Raw genomic sequence first — 24,484 nt, forward strand, 5'->3', positions numbered from 1 at the left:
CGATGAAACACTTGCCAGAAATTTTCTGGCAAGTCACTCCTTTTCATGCCAAGTCCAAAACCTAAAACAAATCCATCTTCAAATCCAGAAACCCATCCGAAAAAAGGAAATCCTAAACAAAAGAAATCCTCAGTGGAAAAAACTTCCCAAGAAGAAGAACTTGTATGGTCTGGAGAATCTTCCAACCAAACCAAAGCACAAAAAGAATTCAATGATGCTTTGCGTAAACACAAAGAAACTCTCGACCGTTCCAAAGAAATTGAACCTTTATTCCAACTGGTGAATGAAACCTATCTGAATGTTGTTTTACCCGAATTAAACAAACAAAAACAATTAGAGCGGGAAAGATTTGAACTCATGTGTTCCATACTACTGGAAGAAAAATTATCTTTTGGTAAAATGCAAAGAGAGTTTCTGCGAAGGTATTTATTGGATATTTGTAACGATAATTTGACAGAAGACCCTGAATTTTATAACCCATTTCGTGACCAATTAGAAACCAAATTTGAAAAAATGGAAAGAATTCGGTATAAAAACCAAATGGAATCTCGCATCAAACAAACGTTTGGTATGGACATTGATTTGGATGATTTCAATCGAACCCAATTTGATTCGGACGAAGAACGAGAGTCTCACGAAGAAAAATACCGAGATTTTCGCGAAAAGTATGAAGAGTATCGGTCTGAGTATTTTAGAAAGTCCCAATCGGGATCCAACAATAAAAGAAAATCGAAAGCCCAAATGGAGAAGGAAAAAAAACAATTAGAAGCAGAACGGTTGTTGGGGACGGATATCAATACATTATTCAAAAATTTAGCCAAACTCATCCATCCAGACAAAGAACAAGATCCAATCTTACGCGAGAAAAAAGCCAAACTGATGACAAAACTCTCTGGTGCCAGAGATAATATGAATATTGCTGAAATTTTAGAAATTAAATTGCAAGTAGATGAACTCATTCCAAGCCAACAAACGAATGTTTCGTTCCATGATTCTTCGATCAAACGTTTTGTTGGAATCATCAAATCTAAAATTCGAGAATTAGAAGATTCGATTAGACAAAGATTTTTTTCGCACCCACTCATGGCAGATTTCCCTTCGAGTAAAATCACAAAAGAGTCATTGGATGTGTATCTAAAACGAGTGAAGTTAGACAACCAAATGGTCACAAAAGCCTACCAAAAGGAAGTAGACCAGTTAACAAAGGATCCAAAGTACATAAAAGAGATGATTCGGGAACTGCAAAGTTTGGGAGTTCAATTCTAATGAAACGATTTTTGAAACCAAAACAAGTGGGGCTCGGAAAAAACGGCAAAGAGTTTGGATCGGAATATTGGTCAGAGATTTATGGGAACGGACTTGATGTCGATGGATCCTATAATGCAAAGCAACATGCCGAATACCTAAAGTCTCTTTTCCAACTGATGGAAATCCCTGTTTACAAAATCGCAGACTTTGGGTTTGGAAAGGGGATTTTACTTCGTGAAATGGTAAAGGCCTTTTCGCCTGTCAAAGTGTTTGCTGTGGATGCATCCAAAGAAGCATTTGAAGAATTAAAAAAAAAGGATTGGGTCAAACGATCCGATAAATTTCACATTTACCACGAATCACTCGAAACATTGGTTTTACCAAAATTAGAAAAGGAACCCGTGGAACTTGGGATTTGTAATTCGGTCATCCAATATTTGCCAGAAAACCAAATCCCTTCCGTATTAGAAAAAATGGCCAAGTATTGTAATTATTTGTATTTCACTGTGCCAACAAATGAAGATTATGCGGTCATGAAACAGGAAATGTCTTTTGTAGATCCATATGCATTTTCTAGAACCAAAAAAAAGTATCGGAAGTGGATTGCGAGGGACTTTGAAATTGTAGGTTATAATCTTTTGCAGAGTAAATGGCTTGGGGAAAAAGGTTTTAAAGAAGATTTTTTTCGAATCGATTGATAGGCCAAGATCAGAAATGTTCTTTCCATTGACAAAATTAAAAAAATTCGCAGTTAAGTTCAAGGCCATTTCCTTTGATTTGCAAATGATTGAAAATGAACTCACCTTAGAGACTAGAAATTGATGCCAGAATTCCTTTTTTTGAAACAATACGTTTCCTTAGAGTACACAATCTTTGAGTTGTATGGGTATCCTTTATCGTACCTTGAATTTTTAGGAACCACATCTGGTCTTGTCTGTGTGTATTTGGCCGCAAGGAATCATATCGTAACTTGGCCCATTGGAATTTTTAACTCCATTTGTTTTTTCTTTTTATTTTTCCAAATCCAACTCTATTCTGATATGCTGTTGCAGGTCTATTTTTTTGGATCGAGTATTTATGGTTGGATCATCTGGAAAAAACGAACTGGTTCCTTTACCAAAATTGTTTCCCTTGGCAAAGAAAAAAATCTGATCCTCGTGGCCTTACTTGTTTTTGGAACTTTTGGCCTTGGCCAGTTCACAAAACACCTACCAGGATGGTTTCCTAGTTTATTTGTAAAACCTCCTGACTTTTTGTATTGGGATGCATTCACGACAGTGGCAAGTATTTTTGCCAATTTGTTACTGGCTCAAAGGAAATTAGAATCTTGGTTTTTGTGGGTTTTTGTGGATCTAGTTTGTATTGTTCTCTATTACTTAAAAGGAATCCCGTTTGTGACGATCGAATATGTGGTTTTCCTTCTCATCGCATTTTATGGCTCTTGGCATTGGTATAAAGAATACGATGAGAATCGGAAAACATAAAACAGGATGCGTATTTATCCTTTGGCCTTACGATTTTCCGGTCGTAAGTACAGTTTGGCTTAAAAGTAAAACCGATACCCATTGTATACTTTGGTGTATATCTGATAACAAAGGATTCTGTGATTTCCAGAATGAAGCTAACAGGTTTTAAAACAATTTGGTGATTACAGGCGAATGAAATATTATGAAAATCATTACTAACCTGTTTACTCACGAATTTTTTTTGATTTTGTCAGCAACAAACGCTTTGTAGGCGGGGCTACCAAAACTCACATCCATCCGAATGATCTCAGGAGCAATGTATGGGTGGTGTTTCATGATATAGGCTTCGATGGCTTCGTATTTGTCGGCCCTTGCTTTGAGGAGGATTTTGTTTTCGGTATCAACCGTGATTTTGCCTTCCCATAAGTAAACCAGTTCCACTTCAGGAAAGATCGTGCCTGATACGATGATGCCTTGTTCTAACATTTCAGAGATATGTTCTTCCGCCATGTCGCGGTCGCCAATTGTGGTAAATACTAAAATTTCTTCCGATGCCATCTTCTTCCCCGTATTGTTTTTACTAGGATCGGCATGGTAGAAAGGATTCCTTATCCTTTTGGTGGATCCTTTTGCAAATAACTTTGGATTCCTTCTTTGGCTTTGTCTAAAATGCCTGATTCACGAAGGGAACGTGCCACCCGCTGCCAAAATTTGATTTTGCCTTCTAATTCATTCCAACCGAGTTGTAAATCCATTCGTTTGATTTTGAGTAACATCCGTAATTCGGACAAGGTCATGTCCTTTGGGTCCTTGTCGAGGTAACGGTTGTGGTCTTGGAAGGGATTGAACACCATACGTTAGTTACTTACGAAATACAAAGGATAAAAAGAGAATGGCAAAAAGTAAAAATCCGATTCCAGTTCCGAAACTGGCAAGGATGGGATCTCCAGCAGAGATAAATTTTTGGATACTTAAAAAAATGCCGTACGAAGTGTACATAAGTCCGAGGAAAATTAGTGTGAGAGCCGTGAAAACCCAAACTGATTTCCTAACAAATTTTTGTACATAAAATTGGATGTTCTTTTGCAGGTAAATCACCATTACTTCTGCATAAGACACAAGTTTGGCGATGAATTCTTCGAAGGTGGCTTTTAAACCACCTTTTTTGCGGTGTTTAGAGTGTCTTTCGTCCAATTATTTCTTCTTAAAAAACCAACCGAGGGCTAAACCAAGTCCAAGTCCGACACCAAATCCAATCACAGCTGCTTTTTGTGGGTGTTCTTTTACATAAGTTCCCACATTATCGATCACTTCTCTGGCACGGATCGAAGCTTCTTCACTTGCTTTCCCTAACTTTTGTTTGATGTCACTTACTTGTTCCATATACTTCTCCTTGGCTCTTTGTTCAATTTCCTTGGCTTTTTTCTCATACAACTTAATTTCGTCGATGAGGGACTTTTCTTTTTTCACTTCTTCCATAACGTCTGTTAGTCTGGCACGACAATGTTTTCAAAATTGTCAGTGAAACGGTATCCAATTCCCCAAATGGTTTCAATCCATTCTGGTTGTGCGGAATTTTTTTCCAGTTTGGAACGGATTCGTTTAATATGGCTGTCGATCATCCTTTCAAAGCCATCCCATTCCACTCCCCAAACCGATTCCAAAATCATTTCACGAGAAAAAACTTTCCCTGGAGAACCAGCGAGCAGTTGTAAAATGTCGAATTCTTTTCGCGAGATGTTGATGATGTTTTCGTTAAGCGTAACACGGCGACGAATGGAATCAATTTTTAAGGCACCACGGATGATTTCCCCTGCTTGTCCCACATTGGGTTTGATTCCAATTTTTTTATCCCAACGACGAAAGAATACATCCACTCTGGTTTTGAGTTCACGTACGGAAAAAGGTTTGGTGATGTAGTCATCCGCACCTAACTCGAGTCCCATGATGCGATCAATTTCTTCTGTCCTTGCAGAAAGAATAAAAATGGGAGTACTTTCGTCCGATTTTCGGATGCTACGGCAAATTTCCATACCATCAATGTCTGGAAGTGAGAGGTCAAGAATCACCAAATCAGGGTGATTGGATTTATAAAATTTCAATCCATCTTCGCCATTTTCAAAAACGGAGGTGGTGTAGTGAGCTGAATCGAGAGATTTCCGGATTAGGTTCCCGATGTCCGGATCGTCCTCAATTACCAAAATATTTTTCATGTTTTTCCCTTGAGTTCTTTCTCAATTTGGTTCTTGTAGTAGAAAAAAAAAGTAAAAAATGGAATTGGGAACACAAAGAGAACTAAAATCGTGGGCAATGTTTGCCATCACTGGGACTAGGCTACGCCCTTTGGAAGTGACGGAAAAATTAGGCCTAACACCTGACTATTACCACGGTGGGGATGTGAAAGACATCGAAAATATGACAATTCCGAGTCATTGGCAGCTCAATTCTAAGTTAGGACCAGAGTTTCCAGCCCAAGACCACATCTGGGACATTTTGAAAGCGCTTGCTCCCGTTCGCAAAGAACTGAAAGAATTTACAGAAAACTACGATTCGGCGATTTACGTCTCTGTTGAATTTGCTTCTGAATTCACAAAAGGGGTCACTCTCGACAGACGAACGATGCTATTGTTAGGTGAAATGGGAGTGCAGTTGGAGATTATCCCTTGGGATCTCGATGAGACTCCCTAAGGATGGCTTCACTTGGGAAAACGAGTTTGGTTAGCCCAAATCGTTTGAGGTAGTGGTGGCTCGCAAGGGTGAGGCCATTGAGAACGAGGACACGTTTTTTCAAACGAAGGTCCCTTGCCATATTCAATAGTTTGGTGAGAAGGGTGAGCGGTAGGTAGGGCAAGTTGGATAGGTCCATTTGGATATGGGATCTTGTTTGGAAAAATAACATATGCATCACCGAATCCAATTCATCTTCCAATTCTGCATGGACTTCTTTGGATGAGATGACAATTTCATAGGCATTTTGGATTTCCCTAACAGATAAATACTTTGTTTTTTTTGCCATCGGAGGTTAGTTTTGCAGGTTTTACCAAAAGATACACTCATTTTTCGTTCCAAACTTTTACAAACAATCAGAGAGATTTTGATTCGGAATGAATTTATGGAAGTGGATACACCGACACTGAAACCCATCGTTGGGATGGAACCATACTTGGATCCTTTTGAGGTGCGTTCTCCTTCTGGTAGAGAAAAAGGTTACCTCATCACCTCACCTGAATACAGCTTAAAACAAATGATGGCAAAAGGGCTCTCTCGGATCTTTGAACTCGCCCATACCTACCGGTCAGGAGAAGTGGGCAGTTCGTATCATACCAAAGAGTTTCTGATGTTAGAACTCTATGCGGAAGGGATGGATGATGTGGTGCTACGTCATTTTATCGAAAAGTTTTTAAGGGAACTCATCTTTACCGTTGGTGAACCCAAACTCCACAACCAATTGTCGAAACCAGGTTGGATACGCCATTTCAGAGTGGTGGAAGTATTCCTCATCCACCTTGGGCATGGGTTTGAAAGGGAAAATTTGATCCAGTCCATCACCAAACAAAAATTAACAGCCACTCCAAAAGAAGAACTGGAAGCATGGCAGTATGAAGATTTGTTCTTTTTGGTATTCCTAAATTGCATCGAACCAAAATTAGGTGATGGGATTGTGTTTTTATATGATTACCCACCAGAATGTGCTGCCCTATCTCGGATTGAGGCAGGGGTTGCCAAACGATTTGAAATATATTGGGATGGATTGGAACTTGCCAATGCCTTTTATGAATTGAATGACCCAAAGGAACAACGCAAACGATTTTTAGACGAACAAGAGTTACGTGCCAAATTGGGGAAAGAAATATTTTCTATTGACGAAGATTTTCTCACTGCTTTAGGAGATGGGTTCCCAAATTGTTCAGGGATCTCTATTGGAGTGGACCGATTGGCTTTGAAACTATTAGGGGGAAAAAGTTTGAAAGAAGTGAGCCCTTATTGGATGGAATGAAAATGTTTTATAGAATGGTCACATACCATTTCAATGATTGGGTCTTTATAAAGTGGTGAGGAACACAAAATTGAACCAATTTGTGAGGGAAATCTAGAAATCGTTAACAATTGGAAACCGATTGTCATTGGAATGGACATCCGTTGGCAATCGATTTCTGTGTTAGGCATTAATCTTCGTCTGACTGGAATTTTTCACAAGCAGATGGAACTTTCCCATCTTCTAAATCAGCGCAAGAAAAAGCGGCCATTTCTTTGGCACATTGTTTCATGTCTTCGATGTCTTGTTTGGTGAGTTTTTTGGTTGGTTTGTCATTACTTGGTTTTTGGCCATCGACAACGTAATGTTTGTAACGAGATTCACAGACATTCCCATTTACAAATTGAGACTCGACCATTTTCCTTTGTTCCGGAGGAAGGTCTTTTAGTTTCTCTTTCATACATTCCGAAGATTTCGCGCACATTTTTTTGGAAAGGGCTTGGAATTCTTTTGCATCCTTTAATGTTTGTGAGGTGATAAGAAGTGGAAAAAGGATTAAACCCAAAGTAAAAATTTTTTTCATACGAAAACGGTAGTCCGAAGTTCTCTTTGGTAAAGAAAAAATTTAGAAAAAAGATTGCATCAGTGAACAAACACGGTAAGATTTTCGCCCATGAAACGAATCGTATCCTTACTCCTTGTCTCATTCTCTGTCTCCCTTGTGGCGCAAAATTTGACAGAACGAAAACCTGTCAGTTTTTCATCGGAACCTACAAGCATTGAAGAATTCAAAACCATCCAAGCGGCCACTGCCACCTCACCAGAAGGTGCAGCTGCGATGCTCGTTCTTGCGATGTCGATGTATGGAAAAAACCCAGAATTGGGACGGAAAGCAATTGTACTATCCATCCTTTCTAAAAATAGACAAAAGTCTAATAAACCCTCAGCAGTAGATGGCGTGGATTTAGGAGGGAGTGATTCCTACTTACTCGGCCAACTTGACAAATATAAAATGTTACCAAATGGGTATTGGAAAGGGGCAGAGCCATCTAACGGATATTCGCCGACACTTCCACTGACAGTAGAAACCTACACCAATCCCTATTCTGGGGATGAAGCAACTGGAAAAATCAAACTCTTTGTTGCCACAAAGGGTGCTTCTAGTTACCGACCTGTCAGTGTGGAAAAAGATGTCGATGGGCTTTGGCGTTCCAAAGAGATGAGTTCTCTATTTGTTGGGATGATGCCCGCCAAATAAATGTTTGACGGACTCCTCTCCCTCCACCCTGTGGTTTTGGCCCTCCTTGCCACTGGGTTTACTTGGTTTTGTACTGCCTTTGGCGCAGGGTTTGTTTTTTTCTTTCGGACCGTGCCACGACCAGTTTTTAATGCGATGCTTGGGTTTGCTTCGGGCATTATGATCGCAGCCAGTTTTTGGTCACTCTTACTGCCTTCCATTGAACTTTCGGAAAACGCAGGCCAACTTGCTTGGTTCCATGTGAGTTTTGGTTTTCTATCGGGAGGGCTAAGTTTGTATGCCCTCCACAAACTCCTGCCTCATTTACATGTTGGTTTGGAAGAGAACCGATTGGAAGGGGGGAAGTCTTCGTTCCAAAGGAGTTTGTTACTCATCCTTGCCATTACTTTGCATAATCTCCCTGAAGGGCTGGCGGTTGGAGTCGCCTTTGGTGCCTTAGGTGATGGATTTACCTACGATGCATTGATGGCGGCGATCGTAGTTGCCTTTGGGATTGGGATCCAAAATATCCCTGAAGGGGCTGCTGTATCTATCCCATTATTACGCGAAGGTTATAGTGCTAAAAAAAGTTTTTGGTATGGGCAATTGTCAGGATTTGTCGAACCCATTGGTGGACTTCTCGGAGCGGCCCTTGTGTTTTATGTAGAAAGTATCCTCCCATTTGCACTTTCGTTTGCGGCAGGAGCGATGATCTTTGTGGTGGTGGAAGAGCTCATCCCCGAATCCCATACAGGGAAGGAAACGGAAATGTCAACCCTCGGGGCAATGTTTGGATTTGTGCTCATGATGGCACTTGATGTGGGGCTTGGGTGAAAGTGGATTGGTACGTAGAAATCCCCGCCCTATCTGGACTGGGTGGGGTATTCCACCCGCCACCCAATGGCTCCATCTACCACATATTCTTTGTTTTGTGAACAAATTTACAAAAATCTAAAAAATTTATTCTCAAAAAGGTCATATTACTGCGCAAACAAGGGATTCACTTTCATTGCTGTTATCAAGATTAAGAAGCGATCAGTTCCCAAATATGCTTATACTAAAGATAAAAATGGGAATAAGTTTTTTTATGAAAATTCACTCGTTTATATTTTCATTTATGATTAAAACATCGCTCGCAGTGAATCTTTGAGAAATTCAGACGTAGCAGAGGTAGGTTTACCTTTTGATTAGGAATCACTTTGAAATAAAAATGAAGTCTCACGTTGAATAGGTAAAATAGTTTTTTTCTTTAACCAATATATTGAGCATAAAATTATGATTCAATCTGAAGGAGAGAAATTATTTATAAAGTTTTATTGCATTTTGTTTGGGATATGATTGATTCAAAACATTTGTTTTGAATCTTAATTCTCAACGTTTTTGAAAAGAATTAGCAGAGGAAAATCTTCTCCGCTAGAAAAGATTGAAGCGGATCGCGCGGTCGTTCTTGGATAGAATCGTGCTCAACTAACAAATCCGAGGCGCCAAAATAAGGACAATATTTTTAAATCACTATGTGATCTTTCCCCCTTGTCTCAATTCTCATCAAAACAAGGGAGGAGCCTGTCGAGAAACCTTCAGACAATTTATTCCTAAAATTGTGCAGTCATCATAAGATACGCAAACTGTGCGTTTTTCCCAAATTGGTTGGTATACACATTCGCATTGACGGTTCGGTCATTCACTTTGTTTTGGATGGCATCACCCGCAAAGATCATACTATACCCAGCTTCAAACAAAATATTTTTATAGGGGATGTTGTATTTTACATCCACTTCACGGAAGAGGGAGCGACCGAGTAGGGAGACTGGTCGATTGTTGCCAGCTCCATTTTCTGTTAGGACTTGGCTTGTGTTATATTGGTTATTGGAAATGGATTCAGTACTCGCACCTGATTTCGCAACGCCAGCAATGTCATACCAACTGTCTTGCAATTTGTGTTTTTCGATGGCAAAATAGTCAATACGAAATGATCCGTAGGATTCAGTCGTATAACTTAGATTTACCGATTTTGATTTCATGTTCACCCAACTGACTTGGTCGGCCATTCCATAAAATAAATGGTTGGTGTGGAATAGGTTTTGAAAGGATGCAACTGATCCATCTGTACGGTTTGGATCTCCACTCCCCACATCATATGCAGCTCCCATGCGGAATTTTGCGATCGTATAACCTATGTCAGAACCGAAAGCATATGTTTTGTAACGTTCTTTTTCTCGGTATAGGTTTTGTTGGTAATTCGAATTGGTAAGAGGGTCAACCAAACTCACATTCGTTTGAAACGTATCCCACTTGGGTGTAACATTCCTACCTGTTGTTCCTGTTTGTACTGCATATTCAAAGGAATAGTCGATCGCTTGTAATGCTTTTTTGTTTGCTTGTGTTTTGTTTGTGAGGCGAATCCCATAGGTATGAAGCACGTCCCATCTGCCAGCTCTTGTGTTTGGGTTTCCCACTTCTCCAGTGGTGAGGACAAGAGACTGGTTTGTTCTCAGGTATTCTTTTTGCAAGCCAAGGTAATACAAATCAATATGCAAGTAGTCCGATGGTTTTAGAGTATTATAAAATCCGGAAAAATAAGAGTCACCTAACTCTTGTCTTTGGGCATCGATTTTAGTTGTACAAACTTTCGTTCCATTATAAGGGCAATCGAGATAGGTATTGTATTGGTTTTTGACTCCAAAATTGGTTGTGTTGCCTGCGATATCAGAATGGCGCTCGCTCACCGAAGTGACAAAGATATGAGATGAAAAATATTTATCCTCCCATTTTAAACGTAACCCATCATAACTCCTTCCCACATTCGTCCAATCAAGTGAACCTACCAAACGTTCGTCACCATACCGCAAAATTTGTCTTCCCACTTGGAAGTGGAAGGGAAGATTGAAATTGTTTTTCACTTCCACATAAGCTTCTCGAACATCTGTGCTTTGCCTGGTCCCATCGTTGGCAGTCGACAAACCAGTCAATGATCCTTTTTCCGCACCCCAAAGCCTACTGTCTTGGAAGGTAATTTTTGCAATTACATCTTTTGTGAATTCCTTTTGGATCCAAAATTGAATCTTTTGGCCAGTGAAATCCACATTGTCATTGGTATTCCGATTGAAATCAAAATTGTATTTCATCTCAGGTCGTATACGAACAAGTGCACCTGCGCTGAATCCATCCGACCAAGTGGGAATTGGTGGGGTTTGTTTCAGATCTGTGGCAGATTGTACGGAAGTGGTGGTGGTTTGGGGAGCTCCTGTTGGATTCGGGTTAAGGTTTGGGCCTTGGGGTTCTTGTGGTGTTTGCTGTGCCACTAAAACATTCACAACCGATACAAGTAACGAAAACAAAAATAAAATCATGGATCTTTGCATTTTCAATTTTTGAAAGACCAAATACGGTCTTCTCCTATGCCAAAAACGAATGCAAGAATCGTACAGTTTTTAGTAAAAAAATCTAAAAAAGTTTAGAACCAATGAAATCTTGGACAATTTGTACTTTAATCCTAAAAAATCAAATCAAGTTGCTTCAAAATCAAAATGCATTTCGTGTATTTGATCATCTGAATGTTCTTAATTTCTAAAATATGTGTATACTTTCAGCATAGGACTGGTTGAATATCATTCCCTGTTTGGTAAATTCTGAAATCTTTTATAAGAATTGACGTCGTAGCAGCACTTACCATAAGTTACGGTTCTAACTTGGAAGGGGCCATATCGGCGTTTTTTGCTTGTTTGTTTAGGCAAACGAACCACTAGTTCCCTATGGCTCGTCGACGGACTTTTGTGGTTGTCCAACCTGCCAGGCAAACGTTAAAAATTGAATCTAATATGAAGATCAAATTAAGAAACTTTTCCGAAGTGGATATAGAACAAATTTATTCTTGGTCAAAAAATGAAGAATTTTTACTCATTTGGGCAGGACCTTTATATAAAATGGACTCTCTAAAGGACCAATTAAAAAACGATTTAGAATACGCTTCCACTCATCCGGAAAGATTAAAAATTTTTTCAGTGATCGATTCAGAAAATTCAGATCTCATTGGTCACTGCCAATTAACCATCGATCAATCAAACGAATCTGCTCATATCTCTCGCATTTTGGTTGGAAACGAAAACTTCAGGGGCAAAGGTATCGGTCGACAAATAATAACAAATTTATTAGAGATAACATTTTTACAATTAAATCTCAATCGAGTTACATTGAATGTTTACGATTTTAATGAGGCTGCAATTGACTGTTACAAAAAAGCTGGTTTCAAAAATGAAGGATTACTAAGAGAAAATACAAAATTCAAAGGGGCATTCTGGTCCACAATTCCAATGGCAATTCTAAAATCAGAATACCAAAATCTTTAGGATTTTATCCCAACAATAATCATATAGCGTGCGTTAGACTCTACTTTGCAAAATAAAATCAATCCGAAAAAACTATTACTCTCAAAATGGACCTCGGTAAAGGTTTTGGAAAGAGAAAAACATTTTATCGTGACCAAAGTCCATTGGCAGCAAGGGTCAACGGATAAGCTTGATCAAGTGACAATCGAAGCCATCCTCACTAAAAAGTCAAAAATGATCCCTTGGGAAAATTTGAAAGATAATACCCAATGGTTACCAGGTTGGAAGTAGTGATGAAGAGTAGGGCATTTGCCCTCAGAATCGCTTATAAAGGAACTAAAAATTGAAAATTCCTGATGAAGATTTCCGTTATGCTTTAGAGATTTGGGATTTTCTAAGTGTAAAAGACAGACTTGGCAAAGCAGATTTAATTTTTGTTCTTTGTAGCCACGATTTACGAGTGGCAGAACATGCGGTTTCATTGTACCATAAAAATCATACAAAGTTTGTATTGTTTTCTGGTGGACTCAATTTTTTTACAAAACATGTTTTCCCAAACTCAGAAGCAGAATCATTTGCGAAACATGCAATTGAATTAGGGATACCCAAAGAGAGTGTCATCATTGAACCCCATTCGACTCATACGGGCGAAAATATCCAATTCACAAAAAAATTAATTTCTAATATGGGTTTACATTTCGATACCATCATCGCACTCCAAAAACCATCGATGACCCTACGTATCAAATTGGCATTGGAAAAACAATGGCCTGGACCTATCTTCCAAATTGGATCACCTGACTACAGTTTGCTCGATGCACCACATTCTAAAATAAACCTATTTATGATCATCAACGAAATCGTTGGTGATCTAGATCGTATCATTGCCTATCCAAAATTGGGATTTCAAAACGAAACGTTCATCCCAGAAGGAATTTATTTCGCCTATCATTTTTTAATTTCGAAAGGTTACCATTTGCATTTGGTAACCTCAAAGATGAGTTGATCCATCTAAGATCCGTTTAGAATCTTTTAGTTGGATTCCAAACTCATTCCCAACTCACCACCACTTTCCCAAAATGTTTCCCTGTTTGTAAATAATCTAAGGCTTCTGGTACTTCCTTCCAACCGAACACTTTGTCCACAACTGGTTTCATTTTGTTTTGTTCAATGGCACGGTTCATTTTTTGAAAGTCGGCACGGCTCCCCACTATGACCCCTTGCACTTTGACACCTTGCATTAGGATTGGGTAAAGTGATAAACTGGATTCACCACCGGCAAGCACACCAATCAGTGCAATGGTCCCGTAAGGTTTCACACTCATCATAGACTTTTGCATGGTCCCAGCACCACCCACTTCAATGATGAGATCGGCTCCCGCCATTTTCGTATGTTTTCTGACGTCTCGTTCCCAATTGGATTTAGTTGTATAATTGATGGTTTCGTCGGCACCTAAGGTTTTGGCACGTGCCAGTTTTTCATCGCTCGAAGAACTGATGATGACACGAGCTCCCATCATTTTCGCAAATTGTAAGGCAAATAAAGAAACACCACCGGTACCAAGGCAAAGAACATCACTTCCAGGTTCGATCCCACCAAAATTCACAACGGCATTGTAGGCGGTGAGGCCAGCACAACCCAATGTGGCTGCCTCTTTGTCTGTTAGGTGGCTTGGGGTGGCAACAAGTCCTTCTTCGGAAAATTTTCCGTATTGCGCCAAACAACCGTCATTTGGTCCACCAAGAGTGGAACGAAGGTTGTCCATATTGGGTGCTCCATCCAACCACTTTTGCGCGAAAATCGGAAGGACTCGGTCTCCTTTTTTCCAAAGAGTAACTTCCGATCCTACTGCTTCCACAACTCCGGCACCATCGGAACATGGAACAAGGGGGAGTTTTTGCCTTGGGTTGTAGGTTCCAATTACCATTAAATAATCCCGATAGTTAAGTGAAGTCGCTGTTAGGCGAACAAGAACTTCCTTTGGTGCAAGTGATTCCGATTCATCACGTTCCGCTTCTTTTAGGTTTTGGATTCCAAAATTCCCTTGGATTTCCCATACTTTGTTCTTCATAGCTCCCCAGTCCACCTTGTTAGAAAATTCACTCGTCAGATCCTTTGCCTTCAGATTCCTTTGTCGAGTGGGAATCTATTGGAAAGGGTAGTATGAAAAAAGAATTTTGGAACGATAGTGTCGTAGTGATCACTGGTGCTTCGAGTGGGATTGGGAAAGCATTACTTGAGGAGTTAGCCGTTTACCCATGCCAATTGGTCCTATTGGCACGAAGGGCGGGTGATATCACAGAGCCAGAAGCAAAACACAAAAACTGTGTGCTCCACCGAGTCACTTGTGACCTTTCCGATCCAAGTTCTGTCCAGGATGCGATTGAATGGACAAGGAAACGTGTGGACCGAGTGGATGTGCTCTTCAATAATGCAGGCATCACAGCTCACGGCAGGTTCGATTCCCTGACGATGGAAGTGTACCAAAAGACCTTTGCTACCAATTTTTTTGGCCCCATCCAATTCATCAAAGGTCTCTTGCCTCTCGTTGCAACGGCCAAAGGGAATATCGTGACCACATCGACCGTTTCTGCACTCTATGGTGTGCCTGGGCGAGCTGCGTATTCTGCTTCTAAGTCAGCCCTTCATGCCGCGTTGGAGTCACTTCGAATCGAAAGTTTAGAAGCAGGGATTGGGGTATCACTTGTCTGTGTCCCTTATACTGATACAGCTTTACGCACTTCGGGTCTGACTGCGGATGGAAAGGTTCTCTCTGAGGCTCCTGCCAAAGGCAAACGTAAGTCGGCTAAGGAAGTGGCGCAAGTGTTAATGGCAGTGGCAAAAGACAAAGAGGCAAGGCTTGTGACCTTTAATTTGAGTGGAAAGTTTTTGGAGTGGATGCGATTTTTCTCTCCCAAGTTTTTAGAAAAAATTCTTTATAAAAAACTCTACAACGACTTCAAAACACATTGAACCCCGTCTAAACCAAGGTAGAGGAAAAACCCACTTGGACAATGTTTTGATTTCGTATCTAACGGCTGTTATTTTTACTTTTTGTTTTATGACCCTGATGTGGTTTTGGGGAAAATCCCGAGACAACTATGCCGTGATTGATGTGGGTTGGGGGCTTGTGATTGCGGGCATTGCCACAGTCCTTTCCTATTTTGGAAAAGGGAATATCTATGCAAAATTAGCAGTCCTCATCCCAGTTTGGGTTTGGGCAATCCGATTGTCAGGATTTCTTTACTGGACTCGCATTCGCACCAATCACCCAGAAGACAAACGTTATGCTGGATTTCGCAAAGACTACGGTGACAAGGTGCACTCCAAAATGTTCACCAATGTTTTCCTATTACAAGGGGCACTTGCATTACTCTTATCATTCCCATTTTACTTCGCTTCCCATTGGAATTTGTTTCCGAATGTAGGACTCTTTGGCCCCAATGGAACCCTTATGGTTTGGATTGGTTGGGCCTTATTTGTGCTCGGAGTTGTGGGTGAAGCCATAGCTGATCGGGATTTACACAATTTTTTATCCGTCCCGACAAACAAAGGAAAGGTGTGTAATGTTGGGCTATGGAAGTACACAAGGCATCCCAATTACTTTTTTGAATGGGTGATTTGGCTTGGAATCGGGGTGATTCCCATTCTTTCTGCACCAGAAGCCGTTGGTTCTCTTTTCACCCCTGTTTTTATGTTTGTGTTGTTACGATTTGTATCCGGTGTCCCTTTTGCTGAAAGGTATTCACTCCAGTCAAAAGGCGATTTGTTCCGTGAATACATGCGCACCACAAATGCATTTTTCCCTTGGTTTCCAAAACATTAAATAAAAAAGGACAAAACATGAATTTCACAGATTCTCAAAAAAAGGAAGAGTCTTCTTCTTTTAGCATCAACTCACTTTTGGAGAAAAATATTTTCCCGGATTGGCTCATTCGTTTCCGTATCCGCCAACTTTTGGACCTACGCATCAAACAAGAACGTAAAGAGAATGCGACACTCCAACTCCAACATAAAATGGACTATGTGAACTCGTTAAAGAATTCACCGATTGCTGTGCATACCGATGCAGCAAACGAACAACATTACGAAGTGCCCAGTGATTTTTTCACCTATGTGATGGGACCAAGGATGAAATACTCATCAGGGTATTGGCCAACACTTGATACTACGTTTGCAGAATCGGAAGAAGAAATGTTACGGATCACCGTAGAACGTGCAGAAATCAAAAATGGAATGCGCGTTCTTGACTTGGGTTGTGGTTGGGGCAGTATCTCTCTCTACATTGCGGAAAAATTTCCAAAATGCAAAGTGACTGGAGTTTCCAATTCGCGCACTCAAAAAGAATTCATCGACAAACGTGCGAAGGAAAGGGGATTAAAAAACCTCACCATCATCACAAAGGACATGAATGATTTTACCACGAAAGACAAATTTGATCGCATCGTGTCTGTAGAGATGTTGGAACACATGAAAAACTACGAAAAACTGTTTGAAAAGTTATCGAAGTTCCTTGTGGCTGATGGAAAATTCTTTGTGCATATCTTCACTCATAAAGAATTTGCATACCCGTTTGAAGTGATTGATGAAACGGATTGGATGGCGAAGTATTTTTTCACGGGTGGCCAGATGCCTTCCGATGATTTGTTTTTGTATTTCCAAAAAGACTTTCTCATTGAAAACCACTGGGTGGTCAATGGAACCCATTATGCAAGGACATCGGAAGCTTGGTATGAAAACATGATTGAAAACAAGGATAAACTGTTGCCAATCCTTGCGAGTACTTACGGCGAAAAAGAAAAAACCAAATGGTTTGTGTATTGGAAAGTTTTCTTTCTCGCCTGTGCTGAGTTATGGGGTTATCGAAATGGAGAAGAGTGGTTTGTGAGCCACTACTTGTTCCGAAAACGCTGAGTTTTTTTCCCAGCAGCCTTCACATACACTCCACCTTCTTTTTTAGAAGTTGGAGTGCTGGAACGGCGGCTACTACTTTCTCCACCACGTTCCCTTCGTTCTCCACGGTCACTGCGTTCGCCTCTTTCGCTGCGATCACTATTCGACCTTCCTCCACGGTAACCACCGCGACCACCACTGGATCCGCCACCATCATCACGACGGCGTCTGCCACCAGATCCACCGCCAGGAGGCATTTCACTCCATTCGGCTGGGGTTTTTCCAATTTTTTCGGGCCCGCTGATTTTCGTTTTGTCGAGCATATTGGAAAGGAGTTTCAAAGCGACAGAACGTTTGTCGTCTAACTTCAAAAGTTTTTCCAACACTTCTTCTGCATCAACATGGATTTCAGTTTCCACAACTTTGTTTAAAAAGTCTTCTTCGCGTCGTGCGAGGACTTCTTTTTTCGTAGGGAGTGCAGCAATCGTTAGATTGGTTCCTGATGTGCCTTTTAGTCGGAGTAGGGCTCTTGATTCCCTTGTGGTCACAAGAGTCACAGCTTTCCCTGATTTTCCCGCACGGCCAGTACGACCAATTCGGTGAGTATAACTTTCACTATCAAAAGGAAGGTGGAAGTTGATCACAAGAGACAAATCTTTTACGTCAAGACCACGTGCCGCAACATCTGTTGCCACAAGGATTTTGACTCGGCCATCATGAAGGCTTTTTAAAACTTGTTCTCTTTGTTTTTGGTTTAGGTCTCCGTGAAGAGCTTCAACGGGATATCCTTTGAACCCAAGGGTTGCTTTTAGGTCATCAGCTTCTTTTTTTGTTTTGGTAAAGATGATTGCCTTGTATGGGTTTTCATAATCCAAAATTCGTACAACAGCGATTTCACGTTCCGCTTCATCGATCACGTAGTACACTTGTTCGATGTTCTTAGAAGATTTTTCTGTTGCTGCAATCTTCACATGAGCTGGGTGTGTTTGGTATTTACTCGCCAATTTTTTAATTGGTTCGGGCATTGTTGCAGAAAATAATAATGTTTGGCGTTTTGTGGGAAGTAAGTTAAAGATGGATTCGATATCATCCATAAATCCCATATCAAGCATTTCATCTGCTTCGTCTAAAATCACCATGGATGGTTTGAAATTTTTAAGTTCCTTACCCTTTAATAGGTCAAGGAGTCTGCCAGGAGTTGCAACCGCAACTTGGGCACCTTTTGCCACTTGAGTGATTTGTTTAGAATAGGAACTTCCACCGTAAATCGTGGTGGTTTTGATTCCTAAATGTTTTCCCAGTTTGTACAATTCATCTGATACTTGCAAAGCAAGTTCCCGAGTGGGTGTGAGAACAAGCACTTGCATGCCATCTTCCACATTGATTCGGTTCAAACAGGGGAGTCCGTAAGCTGCAGTTTTTCCGGTACCGGTCTGCGCTTGTGCGATTAAATCTTTTCCTTCCAATACGAGCGGAATCGCTTGTTTTTGGATAGGGCTTGGTGATTCGAAGCCTGCTTCAGTGATTCCTTGTAGTATTTCAGGACGTAATCCGAAGGATTGGAAGTCATTTCCAACTTCGGTGTCATTCTTAGTCATGGAAATAGGATACAATAAAAAAACCGCCTAAAAAAGAAAGGGAAAAATAACAGAAACCCTTCGGTCTTCCCTACGGGTGTTTTTTTGCGATTTCTGTCAGATGTGAGTAGAGTTCTTCCTTTAGGTAAGGTTTAGGCATAAAATACGCAAAACCAGAACTCAAAATTTGTTCTTTTTCTTCGGGCATACAAAGTCCCGTGCAGGCAAACAAAATGGGTTTTTCCTTTTCCTTTGATAGGGATTTTGCAATTTCGGTTCCATGTTTCCCTGGCATTTCGATATCGAGAAAGGCAATATCAAAGGCCTCCAATCCAAGAATCCTTTCCGTTTCGATCCCGTTACTAGTTTCAACGATATCGAAGGGAAGGGCACGGAGGTAGTTTTTTAAGACCTTTCGGTTCAATTCATTGTCATCGGCAATGAGGACTTTTTTGCGATGGGAGAAATGTGGTAATCCTGTTTCTTTTTTGGATCTTTCCTTTTCATTTTCCAAAGAGATCTCATCTCGTTTCCAAACCACTGGGATTTTTACTTCGAAGTTACTTCCGACTCCCAATTGTGATGTGACATGTACCTCTCCATTTAGTTCATCTAACGAAAGTTTTACGATTGATAAACCAAGACCTGATCCGGAAATTTCACAGCCTTCTGGAACAAATTCGTTGTATTTTTCGAAAAGTCTATCTTTGATCTCCGGGGAGATTCCAGGCCCAGTGTCTTTGATTTGTATGATAAGAGTGGCATTTTCATCTGCCTTTGTTTCCAATGATACATGACAAAAGACACTTCCCTCATGGGTGAACTTCACGGCGTTTGTGGTTAAGTTCCAAATGATTTTTTCAAGTTTTCGTTTGTCTGTTAATAAAAAAACAGTTTCTGAAATTTCATTTTTTAATTGGAATTCGATTTTTTTGCGTTTGGTTTCGTTTGTGAAAAAATTATGGTATACAGCCAAACATTGGCCCAAGTGGAACCATTCTTGATTGAGAACAGATGCATTTTCTTCTAAACGTGAAAGTTCAATCGTATCATTCACCAAATTCAAAATCACTTCACCTGCGTTTTGGATATGTTCCACATAGGAATGAACTGATTCAGGAATGGGTTGGTCTCTTATCATTTCCGACATTCCAAGGAGAGAATTCAAAGGATTTCGAATGTCGTGGCTAATGGCCGCAATAAAATCCCTTTTAGCGGCCGTGGCCCTCTCTGCTGCTTGTTTTTCAATTTCCAATTTGTCGCGGTCTTTTCGCATCTGGAGCAATCGCACAGTTTGTTTTCCAAGTAAACGTAACATTTGTAATTGTTCATCGTTTAATTCTCTTGGTTTGTTATCGATCACACAAAGGGTTCCGAGTTTGATTTGGTCATCCAGTGCAAGTGGGATGCCTGCATAAAAAATCACATTGGGGTCTCCGTTCACGAGGGGATTGTTTTTGAAGCGGTTATCGTGTTTGGCATTGGGAACGATAAACAATTCATCTCCCAAAATTGCATGTGAACAAAATGCAAGAGAACGTGGGGTTTCTCTCGCTCGAAGACCATGGTGGGATTTGAACCATTGCCTCGTTTCATCAATCAAACTTACAAGGGATATGGGTGCATTGCAGATCATGGAAGCAAGTTTTGTGATTTCATCGAACATTTCCTCTTCGGGAGTGTCGAGGATCTCGAGTCCCTTCAGCGCGGCAAGCCTTGCGGCTTCATTTTTAGGGAGTGGAGCAATCTGCATGGATACTATGACGAAGGATTTTTCATATAAATGAAAGTAAAAAACAAAATCCATACGTCTAACTTCCATGAAACGAAATTGGCTGGTTTCTTTCCTTTCTGTAATGATTTTTTCTATGTTCACTCAGTTTTGTTGTTCTCCTGCAACATCCGAGAAGGCAAAAAAACCGGAGAACCCGGAATTACGAAAAAAACTCACAGATCTGCAATACCGTGTAACACAAGAAGACGATACAGAACCTCCATTTCAAAATGAGTATTGGGACAACCATGAAGAAGGGATTTACGTTGATATTGTTTCCAAAGAGCCCCTTTTTAGTTCGAAAGATAAATTCGAATCAGGGACAGGTTGGCCAAGTTTCACAAAACCTTTGGTAAAAGAGAATGTGGTGGAAATTGAAGACCACTCTTATGGAATGAGCCGAACAGAGGTTAGGTCAAAGAAAGGGGACTCACATTTGGGTCATGTGTTTGATGATGGCCCAAAACCCACAGGCAAACGGTATTGTATGAACTCAGCCTCGATGGAATTTATCCCGAGAGCCAAACTAAAGGAAAGAGGGTATGAATCCTTTGTATCTGGATTCCAAAAATAAGATGAATTTTAACCCAGAGGCTCTTCGGTAAAGTGCGGTGTCAGCCTTTGGCCAACTTTGATTTTAGGACCGATTGGAGATTTTTAGAACGGAAGTTATGCCCAAAGGTTCATCATAAACTCTTCGTCGTTTCGTAAGGAGATGAGTTTGTATTTGGTTTCGTGGATGTCTTCACGAGATACATCTCGTTTCCAGCGGATGTCCACTTTGAGTCGCCTTACCTTTGTTTGTAACTCTAAAAGTTCCCAAATGGGTGCTTCCAATTCCTTTCTGTACAAATTGGTGAAGAGGGGGACAAGCTGGTCAGGAGTGTCCATTTTCAAAAGTTCAATATGAGTGAGGTCCTCGATATTCTGTAAGGCCCATATATGTAAGGTGAGGGTTGTGATACGTTCTAATTGAGCGATTTCATCCTTCACATTGCGAGTGACTTGTTGTTTGAAAAATCGAATTCTTTTTTCTAAGTACTGGATGAGATCAGATTTTGGAATTTCACGTTCTTTCCATTTGTCCCAATCCGCTTTTAGGTCTTCAAAAATCCCTTCACCAAAGAATACAGAGGATGCTTCCAAAAGTTGCACCGAGCCTGGTTCCGAAATTTTTAACCGGTGGCGTAAGGAATCGGCATCCCCAGCAATCATATTCACAGGAGCCACAGCTTCCAGTTTCTGTAAGGCTTTGGAAATGGAATCAATGAATTGGGATTTCATTTGGTCTGTGGAGTGTGCCACAAGGTAAAAATTTAAGTCAGAATCGGCATGGTAATCCCCACGTTCCCTCGAACCATAAAACAAAATTTGGTAAGGTTTGGTGGATGGGATGATTTCGAGTTCATCCAATACTTGTGCATAGAGATTGGGGTTTAGTGCTTCAAATTCCATAATTCATTCAAAGTATAATTTCATTCGAGATAGGTTTTCCAAAATGGCCTTAAAGGCACGATCACGTTCTTCTTTGCCTGGGAAGGGAAGGGATTTTACATTGTTCAAATCTTGGTAAATGATTTCAATGGAAGGTTGGTTTGGATTTTTTTTGATCGATGCCACATAGTCCAAATTGATCACTTCTGATTCGCCAAGTTTTAACCACATAAAATTCTCCTCAAAGCCTAACGGCACCTTTCCATTTGCCTAATCTTTTTTTCTAAAAAAAAATAAAATCGATTAGTAGGTTTCTAAAGAACCAAGGATGAGCGCGTGAAAGGATTTGGCCAATTCTTTGGGAGGATCGGAATTTTTTGTGGAGGATTCAAATACGAGTAAAAACCCATTGTGAATCCCTTCCCAACGTAAATAAAATTCTCCCGAATCCATCCGATACACTTGGACACTGCATTTTTTTTGCCCCCAAACAAAATAGGAAACATCTGGGTTTTGGGTTTCGTCTTTGAAAAAATATCGAAACTGGGATTGGTTTTCTCTGTCGGTGGATGACAATCGTAACCAAAGGAATGGTTGGCCATCTGGCAATTGGATTTTGTATTGGTTACCCGTTCCAAAAAGAGAAGTGGACTGAGTTAGTTCAAAATTTTCTTTTGCCACCCATACAGCATGGTAAGTCAATCGTAGTTCTTTTGTTAGGGGAATGTTTTGTTTGGTTTCGATTGCACTCGGACTTACGTTTTTTTCCTTTGTCGAATTGGTTATGGAGTCAGTGGATTTGCAAAATGGGAATCCTAAACTTACGGCAATCAAAAACAAAATCAAATAGGGATTAGTGGCCCACTTCATATTCATCTCCTAAATAATTTTGAAAGAGATACCCTTTCTCTGTTTTTTTCTGTAAGTAATCGGGAGAGAGTAATACTTTGCCACCACCACCGGTTAGGTCTTTTACATAATTTGGGATGGTGATCCCAGAATGGTAACCTCTAAGTTTGCGGTAGATCTCAATCCCTTTCTCTAAGGGGACAACGAAATCAGAACTCCCAAATACTTCATCACATTGGTGGAGGTAATAAGGTTTGATCCCAATGGAGATCAGTTTGTAATTTAAGTCAGATAAAATATTGGCATCATCATTGATCCCGGAAAGTAAAACGGATTGGTTGAATACCGATACATGCCCTTCTTTTATCATCCGGGTAACATAAAATTTTGTTTCCTCTGAGATTTCGTTTGGATGGTTAAAATGAGTGACCATGAAGAGGGGAAAGTATTTGGCAAAAACAGAATTCAAACTTTCTGTTAGGCGCATCGGCATGGTTACAGGGTGGCGGGTATGGATACGGATTTGGTTCAGATGGGGGATTTGTTTTAATTCCCCTAACAAATAATCCAAAGAAGTATCAGAGAGTGTGAGAGGGTCACCTCCTGACAAAATCACTTCGCGGAGTTTGGGTTCACCTCTGAAATACGCTAATGCTTTTTCCCATTCGGTCCGGTTGGGAGTTTCCTCGGGAGTGGACACCTTTCGTTTCCTTGTACAAAAACGACAATACACAGCACAAACATGAGAGATGTACCAGATGGCACGGTCAGGGTAACGGTGGGTCACACCTTTGACAGGCATATGTGATTCTTCGGCGAGAGGGTCATCCGTTTCATTGGGTTTACGGACAAGCTCACCTGCGCGGGGTAGGATTTGTTTTCGGATGGGACAGTGGGGATTCCCTTTGTCCACCCTTGCCAAATAGTAAGGTGTGACGGCAAACTGGAACTGTTCGAAGGCTTTGGGAAAGGAATCTTTTTCTTCCTCTGTCAGCGCGATTTCGGATTCCAATTCCACAAGGTTTGTGATGCGGTTTTGCAATTGCCATTTCCAATCGGACCAAGTCATGACTTATGACCATACTTCGGTTGACACTATGCCAAGTCCCTCGGATTTTGTTTACGAGTAACGAAATTATGAACTTAGGCATTACAGAAGTAAAAAAAGGGATGATCCTCAAGATCGAGAATGAGCTTTATTCCGTCGTCAAAACAGAATTTGTGAACCCAGGAAAGGGTTCTGCTTTCATCCGCACCAAACTCAAAAACATTGTCCGAGATTCTTCCATTGAAAGAACCTTCAAAGCCGCTGAGAAATTGGAAAGTGTGGATTTGGAGCGCCGTAAGATGCAGTATTGTTATGCAGACGGTGACCAAATCATTTTTATGGACATCAACGATTACGAACAAATCCCTGTTTCCAAAGATTATGTAGAAGATATCCTTCCTTTTATGAAAGAAGAAACACCTGTGGAAGTATCATTTTATAATGACAAACCCATTGGAGTCACACCTCCAAACTTTGCCATCTTAGAAGTAACCTATGCGGAAGATGGATTGAAAGGAGACACCACGGGGCTTGCTCTCAAACGAGTGACTGTGGAAACGGGTGGCGAAGTCCAAGTTCCGATTTTTATCAAACAAGGGGATACGGTGAAAATCGACCTTCGTGATTTGAGTTACGTGGAGCGCGTCAACAAATAG

Annotated in this window: 30 protein-coding genes; 15 read left to right on the forward strand and 15 right to left on the reverse strand. The window is 40.6% G+C overall.

Going from position 1 to position 24,484, the window contains the following annotated elements:
• Window positions 1–45 precede the first annotated feature (45 nt).
• The 3 genes from EHQ62_RS14690 to pnuC all read left to right on the forward strand — a co-directional run bounded on the left by EHQ62_RS14690 (window position 46) and on the right by pnuC (window position 2,732).
• Window positions 46–1,266 (forward strand): hypothetical protein, encoded by a 1,221-nt coding sequence (locus EHQ62_RS14690; protein ID WP_244241796.1) that lies wholly within the window; start codon window positions 46–48, stop codon window positions 1,264–1,266.
• Window positions 1,266–1,946: a class I SAM-dependent methyltransferase gene (locus EHQ62_RS14695; protein ID WP_135644147.1), complete on the forward strand. Its 681-nt coding sequence runs from the start codon at window positions 1,266–1,268 to the stop codon at window positions 1,944–1,946. The genes EHQ62_RS14690 and EHQ62_RS14695 overlap by 1 nt, the downstream gene beginning before the upstream one ends.
• Before the next feature lie 123 nt (window positions 1,947–2,069).
• The gene (gene pnuC / locus EHQ62_RS14700; RefSeq protein WP_135644150.1) at window positions 2,070–2,732 is read left to right on the forward strand and encodes a nicotinamide riboside transporter PnuC; all 663 of its coding nucleotides are present in this window, start codon (window positions 2,070–2,072) and stop codon (window positions 2,730–2,732) included.
• A 210-nt stretch (window positions 2,733–2,942) separates the two neighbouring features.
• On the opposite strand, the gene cutA is transcribed toward pnuC, so the two are convergent.
• The 5 genes from cutA to EHQ62_RS14725 are packed head-to-tail and all read right to left on the reverse strand — an operon-like array spanning window position 2,943 to window position 4,927.
• Window positions 2,943–3,272 (reverse strand): divalent-cation tolerance protein CutA, encoded by a 330-nt coding sequence (gene cutA / locus EHQ62_RS14705; protein WP_135644153.1) that lies wholly within the window; start codon window positions 3,270–3,272, stop codon window positions 2,943–2,945.
• Between the two features lie 50 nt (window positions 3,273–3,322).
• Complete coding sequence (locus EHQ62_RS14710) at window positions 3,323–3,568, reverse strand: hypothetical protein (protein ID WP_135644155.1); 246 nt, start codon at window positions 3,566–3,568, stop codon at window positions 3,323–3,325.
• Window positions 3,569–3,575: 7 nt separating this feature from the next.
• On the reverse strand, window positions 3,576–3,908 hold the full coding sequence (locus tag EHQ62_RS14715) for an LBF_4227 family protein (RefSeq protein ID WP_135644157.1): 333 nt from the start codon (window positions 3,906–3,908) through the stop codon (window positions 3,576–3,578).
• Window positions 3,909–4,193 carry a DUF883 family protein gene (locus EHQ62_RS14720; protein ID WP_135644160.1) on the reverse strand — a complete coding sequence of 95 codons (285 nt, stop codon included), beginning with the start codon at window positions 4,191–4,193 and terminating at the stop codon, window positions 3,909–3,911. It lies immediately after the preceding gene.
• 8 nt (window positions 4,194–4,201) lie between these two features.
• Window positions 4,202–4,927, reverse strand: coding sequence for a response regulator transcription factor (locus tag EHQ62_RS14725; RefSeq protein WP_012476707.1), 726 nt, complete (start codon window positions 4,925–4,927; stop codon window positions 4,202–4,204).
• Between the two features lie 58 nt (window positions 4,928–4,985).
• On the opposite strand from EHQ62_RS14725, the gene EHQ62_RS14730 reads away from it, so the two are divergent.
• Window positions 4,986–5,402 carry a DUF4279 domain-containing protein gene (locus EHQ62_RS14730; protein ID WP_135644164.1) on the forward strand — a complete coding sequence of 139 codons (417 nt, stop codon included), beginning with the start codon at window positions 4,986–4,988 and terminating at the stop codon, window positions 5,400–5,402.
• On the opposite strand, the gene EHQ62_RS14735 is transcribed toward EHQ62_RS14730, so the two are convergent.
• Window positions 5,371–5,730 carry a hypothetical protein gene (locus EHQ62_RS14735; RefSeq protein WP_135644167.1) on the reverse strand — a complete coding sequence of 120 codons (360 nt, stop codon included), beginning with the start codon at window positions 5,728–5,730 and terminating at the stop codon, window positions 5,371–5,373. The genes EHQ62_RS14730 and EHQ62_RS14735 overlap by 32 nt on opposite strands.
• A gap of 12 nt (window positions 5,731–5,742) precedes the next feature.
• Here EHQ62_RS14735 and EHQ62_RS14740 point away from each other — a divergent pair, with 12 nt between their 5' ends.
• On the forward strand, window positions 5,743–6,711 hold the full coding sequence (locus EHQ62_RS14740; RefSeq protein ID WP_135644169.1) for an amino acid--tRNA ligase-related protein: 969 nt from the start codon (window positions 5,743–5,745) through the stop codon (window positions 6,709–6,711).
• A 169-nt stretch (window positions 6,712–6,880) separates the two neighbouring features.
• Here the strand turns inward: EHQ62_RS14740 and EHQ62_RS14745 are convergent, their stop codons facing one another.
• Window positions 6,881–7,273 carry an LA_2478/LA_2722/LA_4182 family protein gene (locus tag EHQ62_RS14745; protein WP_135644172.1) on the reverse strand — a complete coding sequence of 131 codons (393 nt, stop codon included), beginning with the start codon at window positions 7,271–7,273 and terminating at the stop codon, window positions 6,881–6,883.
• A 90-nt stretch (window positions 7,274–7,363) separates the two neighbouring features.
• Here EHQ62_RS14745 and EHQ62_RS14750 point away from each other — a divergent pair, with 90 nt between their 5' ends.
• Together EHQ62_RS14750 and EHQ62_RS14755 are read left to right on the forward strand one after the other, a co-directional pair.
• On the forward strand, window positions 7,364–7,948 hold the full coding sequence (locus EHQ62_RS14750; RefSeq protein WP_135644175.1) for a DUF6935 domain-containing protein: 585 nt from the start codon (window positions 7,364–7,366) through the stop codon (window positions 7,946–7,948).
• Entirely contained in the window at window positions 7,949–8,761 is an 813-nt protein-coding gene (locus tag EHQ62_RS14755; protein WP_135644178.1) for a ZIP family metal transporter, read from the forward strand.
• Between the two features lie 758 nt (window positions 8,762–9,519).
• Here the strand turns inward: EHQ62_RS14755 and EHQ62_RS14760 are convergent.
• The gene (locus tag EHQ62_RS14760; RefSeq protein WP_135644181.1) at window positions 9,520–11,289 is read right to left on the reverse strand and encodes an alginate export family protein; all 1,770 of its coding nucleotides are present in this window, start codon (window positions 11,287–11,289) and stop codon (window positions 9,520–9,522) included.
• Window positions 11,290–11,679: 390 nt separating this feature from the next.
• On the opposite strand from EHQ62_RS14760, the gene EHQ62_RS14765 reads away from it, so the two are divergent.
• The 3 genes from EHQ62_RS14765 to EHQ62_RS14775 are packed head-to-tail and all read left to right on the forward strand — an operon-like array spanning window position 11,680 to window position 13,258.
• Window positions 11,680–12,273 carry a GNAT family N-acetyltransferase gene (locus tag EHQ62_RS14765; protein WP_135644184.1) on the forward strand — a complete coding sequence of 198 codons (594 nt, stop codon included), beginning with the start codon at window positions 11,680–11,682 and terminating at the stop codon, window positions 12,271–12,273.
• A 45-nt stretch (window positions 12,274–12,318) separates the two neighbouring features.
• Window positions 12,319–12,543, forward strand: a complete 225-nt coding sequence (locus tag EHQ62_RS14770) for a TIGR02450 family Trp-rich protein (protein ID WP_135644187.1) — start codon at window positions 12,319–12,321, stop codon at window positions 12,541–12,543.
• Window positions 12,544–12,595: 52 nt separating this feature from the next.
• Complete coding sequence (locus EHQ62_RS14775) at window positions 12,596–13,258, forward strand: YdcF family protein (RefSeq protein ID WP_135644189.1); 663 nt, start codon at window positions 12,596–12,598, stop codon at window positions 13,256–13,258.
• A gap of 43 nt (window positions 13,259–13,301) precedes the next feature.
• Here EHQ62_RS14775 and EHQ62_RS14780 read toward each other — a convergent pair whose 3' ends face one another.
• Window positions 13,302–14,324, reverse strand: coding sequence for a zinc-dependent alcohol dehydrogenase family protein (locus EHQ62_RS14780; protein WP_135644191.1), 1,023 nt, complete (start codon window positions 14,322–14,324; stop codon window positions 13,302–13,304).
• Window positions 14,325–14,416: 92 nt separating this feature from the next.
• On the opposite strand from EHQ62_RS14780, the gene EHQ62_RS14785 reads away from it, so the two are divergent.
• The 3 genes from EHQ62_RS14785 to EHQ62_RS14795 are packed head-to-tail and all read left to right on the forward strand — an operon-like array spanning window position 14,417 to window position 17,167.
• On the forward strand, window positions 14,417–15,226 hold the full coding sequence (locus tag EHQ62_RS14785) for an SDR family NAD(P)-dependent oxidoreductase (protein ID WP_135644193.1): 810 nt from the start codon (window positions 14,417–14,419) through the stop codon (window positions 15,224–15,226).
• A gap of 34 nt (window positions 15,227–15,260) precedes the next feature.
• Window positions 15,261–16,079: a DUF1295 domain-containing protein gene (locus EHQ62_RS14790; protein WP_135644195.1), complete on the forward strand. Its 819-nt coding sequence runs from the start codon at window positions 15,261–15,263 to the stop codon at window positions 16,077–16,079.
• A 17-nt stretch (window positions 16,080–16,096) separates the two neighbouring features.
• Window positions 16,097–17,167 carry an SAM-dependent methyltransferase gene (locus EHQ62_RS14795; protein WP_135644197.1) on the forward strand — a complete coding sequence of 357 codons (1,071 nt, stop codon included), beginning with the start codon at window positions 16,097–16,099 and terminating at the stop codon, window positions 17,165–17,167.
• On the opposite strand, the gene EHQ62_RS14800 is transcribed toward EHQ62_RS14795, so the two are convergent.
• Together EHQ62_RS14800 and EHQ62_RS14805 are read right to left on the reverse strand one after the other, a co-directional pair.
• Entirely contained in the window at window positions 17,146–18,744 is a 1,599-nt protein-coding gene (locus tag EHQ62_RS14800) for a DEAD/DEAH box helicase (protein ID WP_135644199.1), read from the reverse strand. The genes EHQ62_RS14795 and EHQ62_RS14800 overlap by 22 nt on opposite strands.
• Before the next feature lie 70 nt (window positions 18,745–18,814).
• Entirely contained in the window at window positions 18,815–20,476 is a 1,662-nt protein-coding gene (locus tag EHQ62_RS14805; RefSeq protein ID WP_135644406.1) for a hybrid sensor histidine kinase/response regulator, read from the reverse strand.
• Between the two features lie 67 nt (window positions 20,477–20,543).
• Here EHQ62_RS14805 and msrB point away from each other — a divergent pair, with 67 nt between their 5' ends.
• Window positions 20,544–21,071 carry a peptide-methionine (R)-S-oxide reductase MsrB gene (msrB, locus tag EHQ62_RS14810; RefSeq protein WP_135644201.1) on the forward strand — a complete coding sequence of 176 codons (528 nt, stop codon included), beginning with the start codon at window positions 20,544–20,546 and terminating at the stop codon, window positions 21,069–21,071.
• Between the two features lie 95 nt (window positions 21,072–21,166).
• Here the strand turns inward: msrB and EHQ62_RS14815 are convergent, their stop codons facing one another.
• From EHQ62_RS14815 to EHQ62_RS14830, 4 genes are all read right to left on the reverse strand, one after another.
• Window positions 21,167–21,952, reverse strand: coding sequence for a hypothetical protein (locus EHQ62_RS14815; protein ID WP_135644203.1), 786 nt, complete (start codon window positions 21,950–21,952; stop codon window positions 21,167–21,169).
• Between the two features lie 3 nt (window positions 21,953–21,955).
• Window positions 21,956–22,162 (reverse strand): hypothetical protein, encoded by a 207-nt coding sequence (locus EHQ62_RS14820; protein ID WP_004787999.1) that lies wholly within the window; start codon window positions 22,160–22,162, stop codon window positions 21,956–21,958.
• Between the two features lie 72 nt (window positions 22,163–22,234).
• Window positions 22,235–22,801: a hypothetical protein gene (locus EHQ62_RS14825; protein WP_135644205.1), complete on the reverse strand. Its 567-nt coding sequence runs from the start codon at window positions 22,799–22,801 to the stop codon at window positions 22,235–22,237.
• The gene (locus EHQ62_RS14830; protein WP_135644207.1) at window positions 22,785–23,849 is read right to left on the reverse strand and encodes a KamA family radical SAM protein; all 1,065 of its coding nucleotides are present in this window, start codon (window positions 23,847–23,849) and stop codon (window positions 22,785–22,787) included. The genes EHQ62_RS14825 and EHQ62_RS14830 overlap by 17 nt, the downstream gene beginning before the upstream one ends.
• A 68-nt stretch (window positions 23,850–23,917) precedes the next feature.
• Here EHQ62_RS14830 and efp point away from each other — a divergent pair, with 68 nt between their 5' ends.
• On the forward strand, window positions 23,918–24,484 hold the full coding sequence (gene efp, locus EHQ62_RS14835; RefSeq protein WP_039929510.1) for an elongation factor P: 567 nt from the start codon (window positions 23,918–23,920) through the stop codon (window positions 24,482–24,484).

It is taken from the genome of Leptospira jelokensis (assembly GCF_004769635.1).
In the GTDB taxonomy this organism is placed as follows: Bacteria; Spirochaetota; Leptospiria; order Leptospirales; family Leptospiraceae; genus Leptospira_A; species Leptospira_A jelokensis.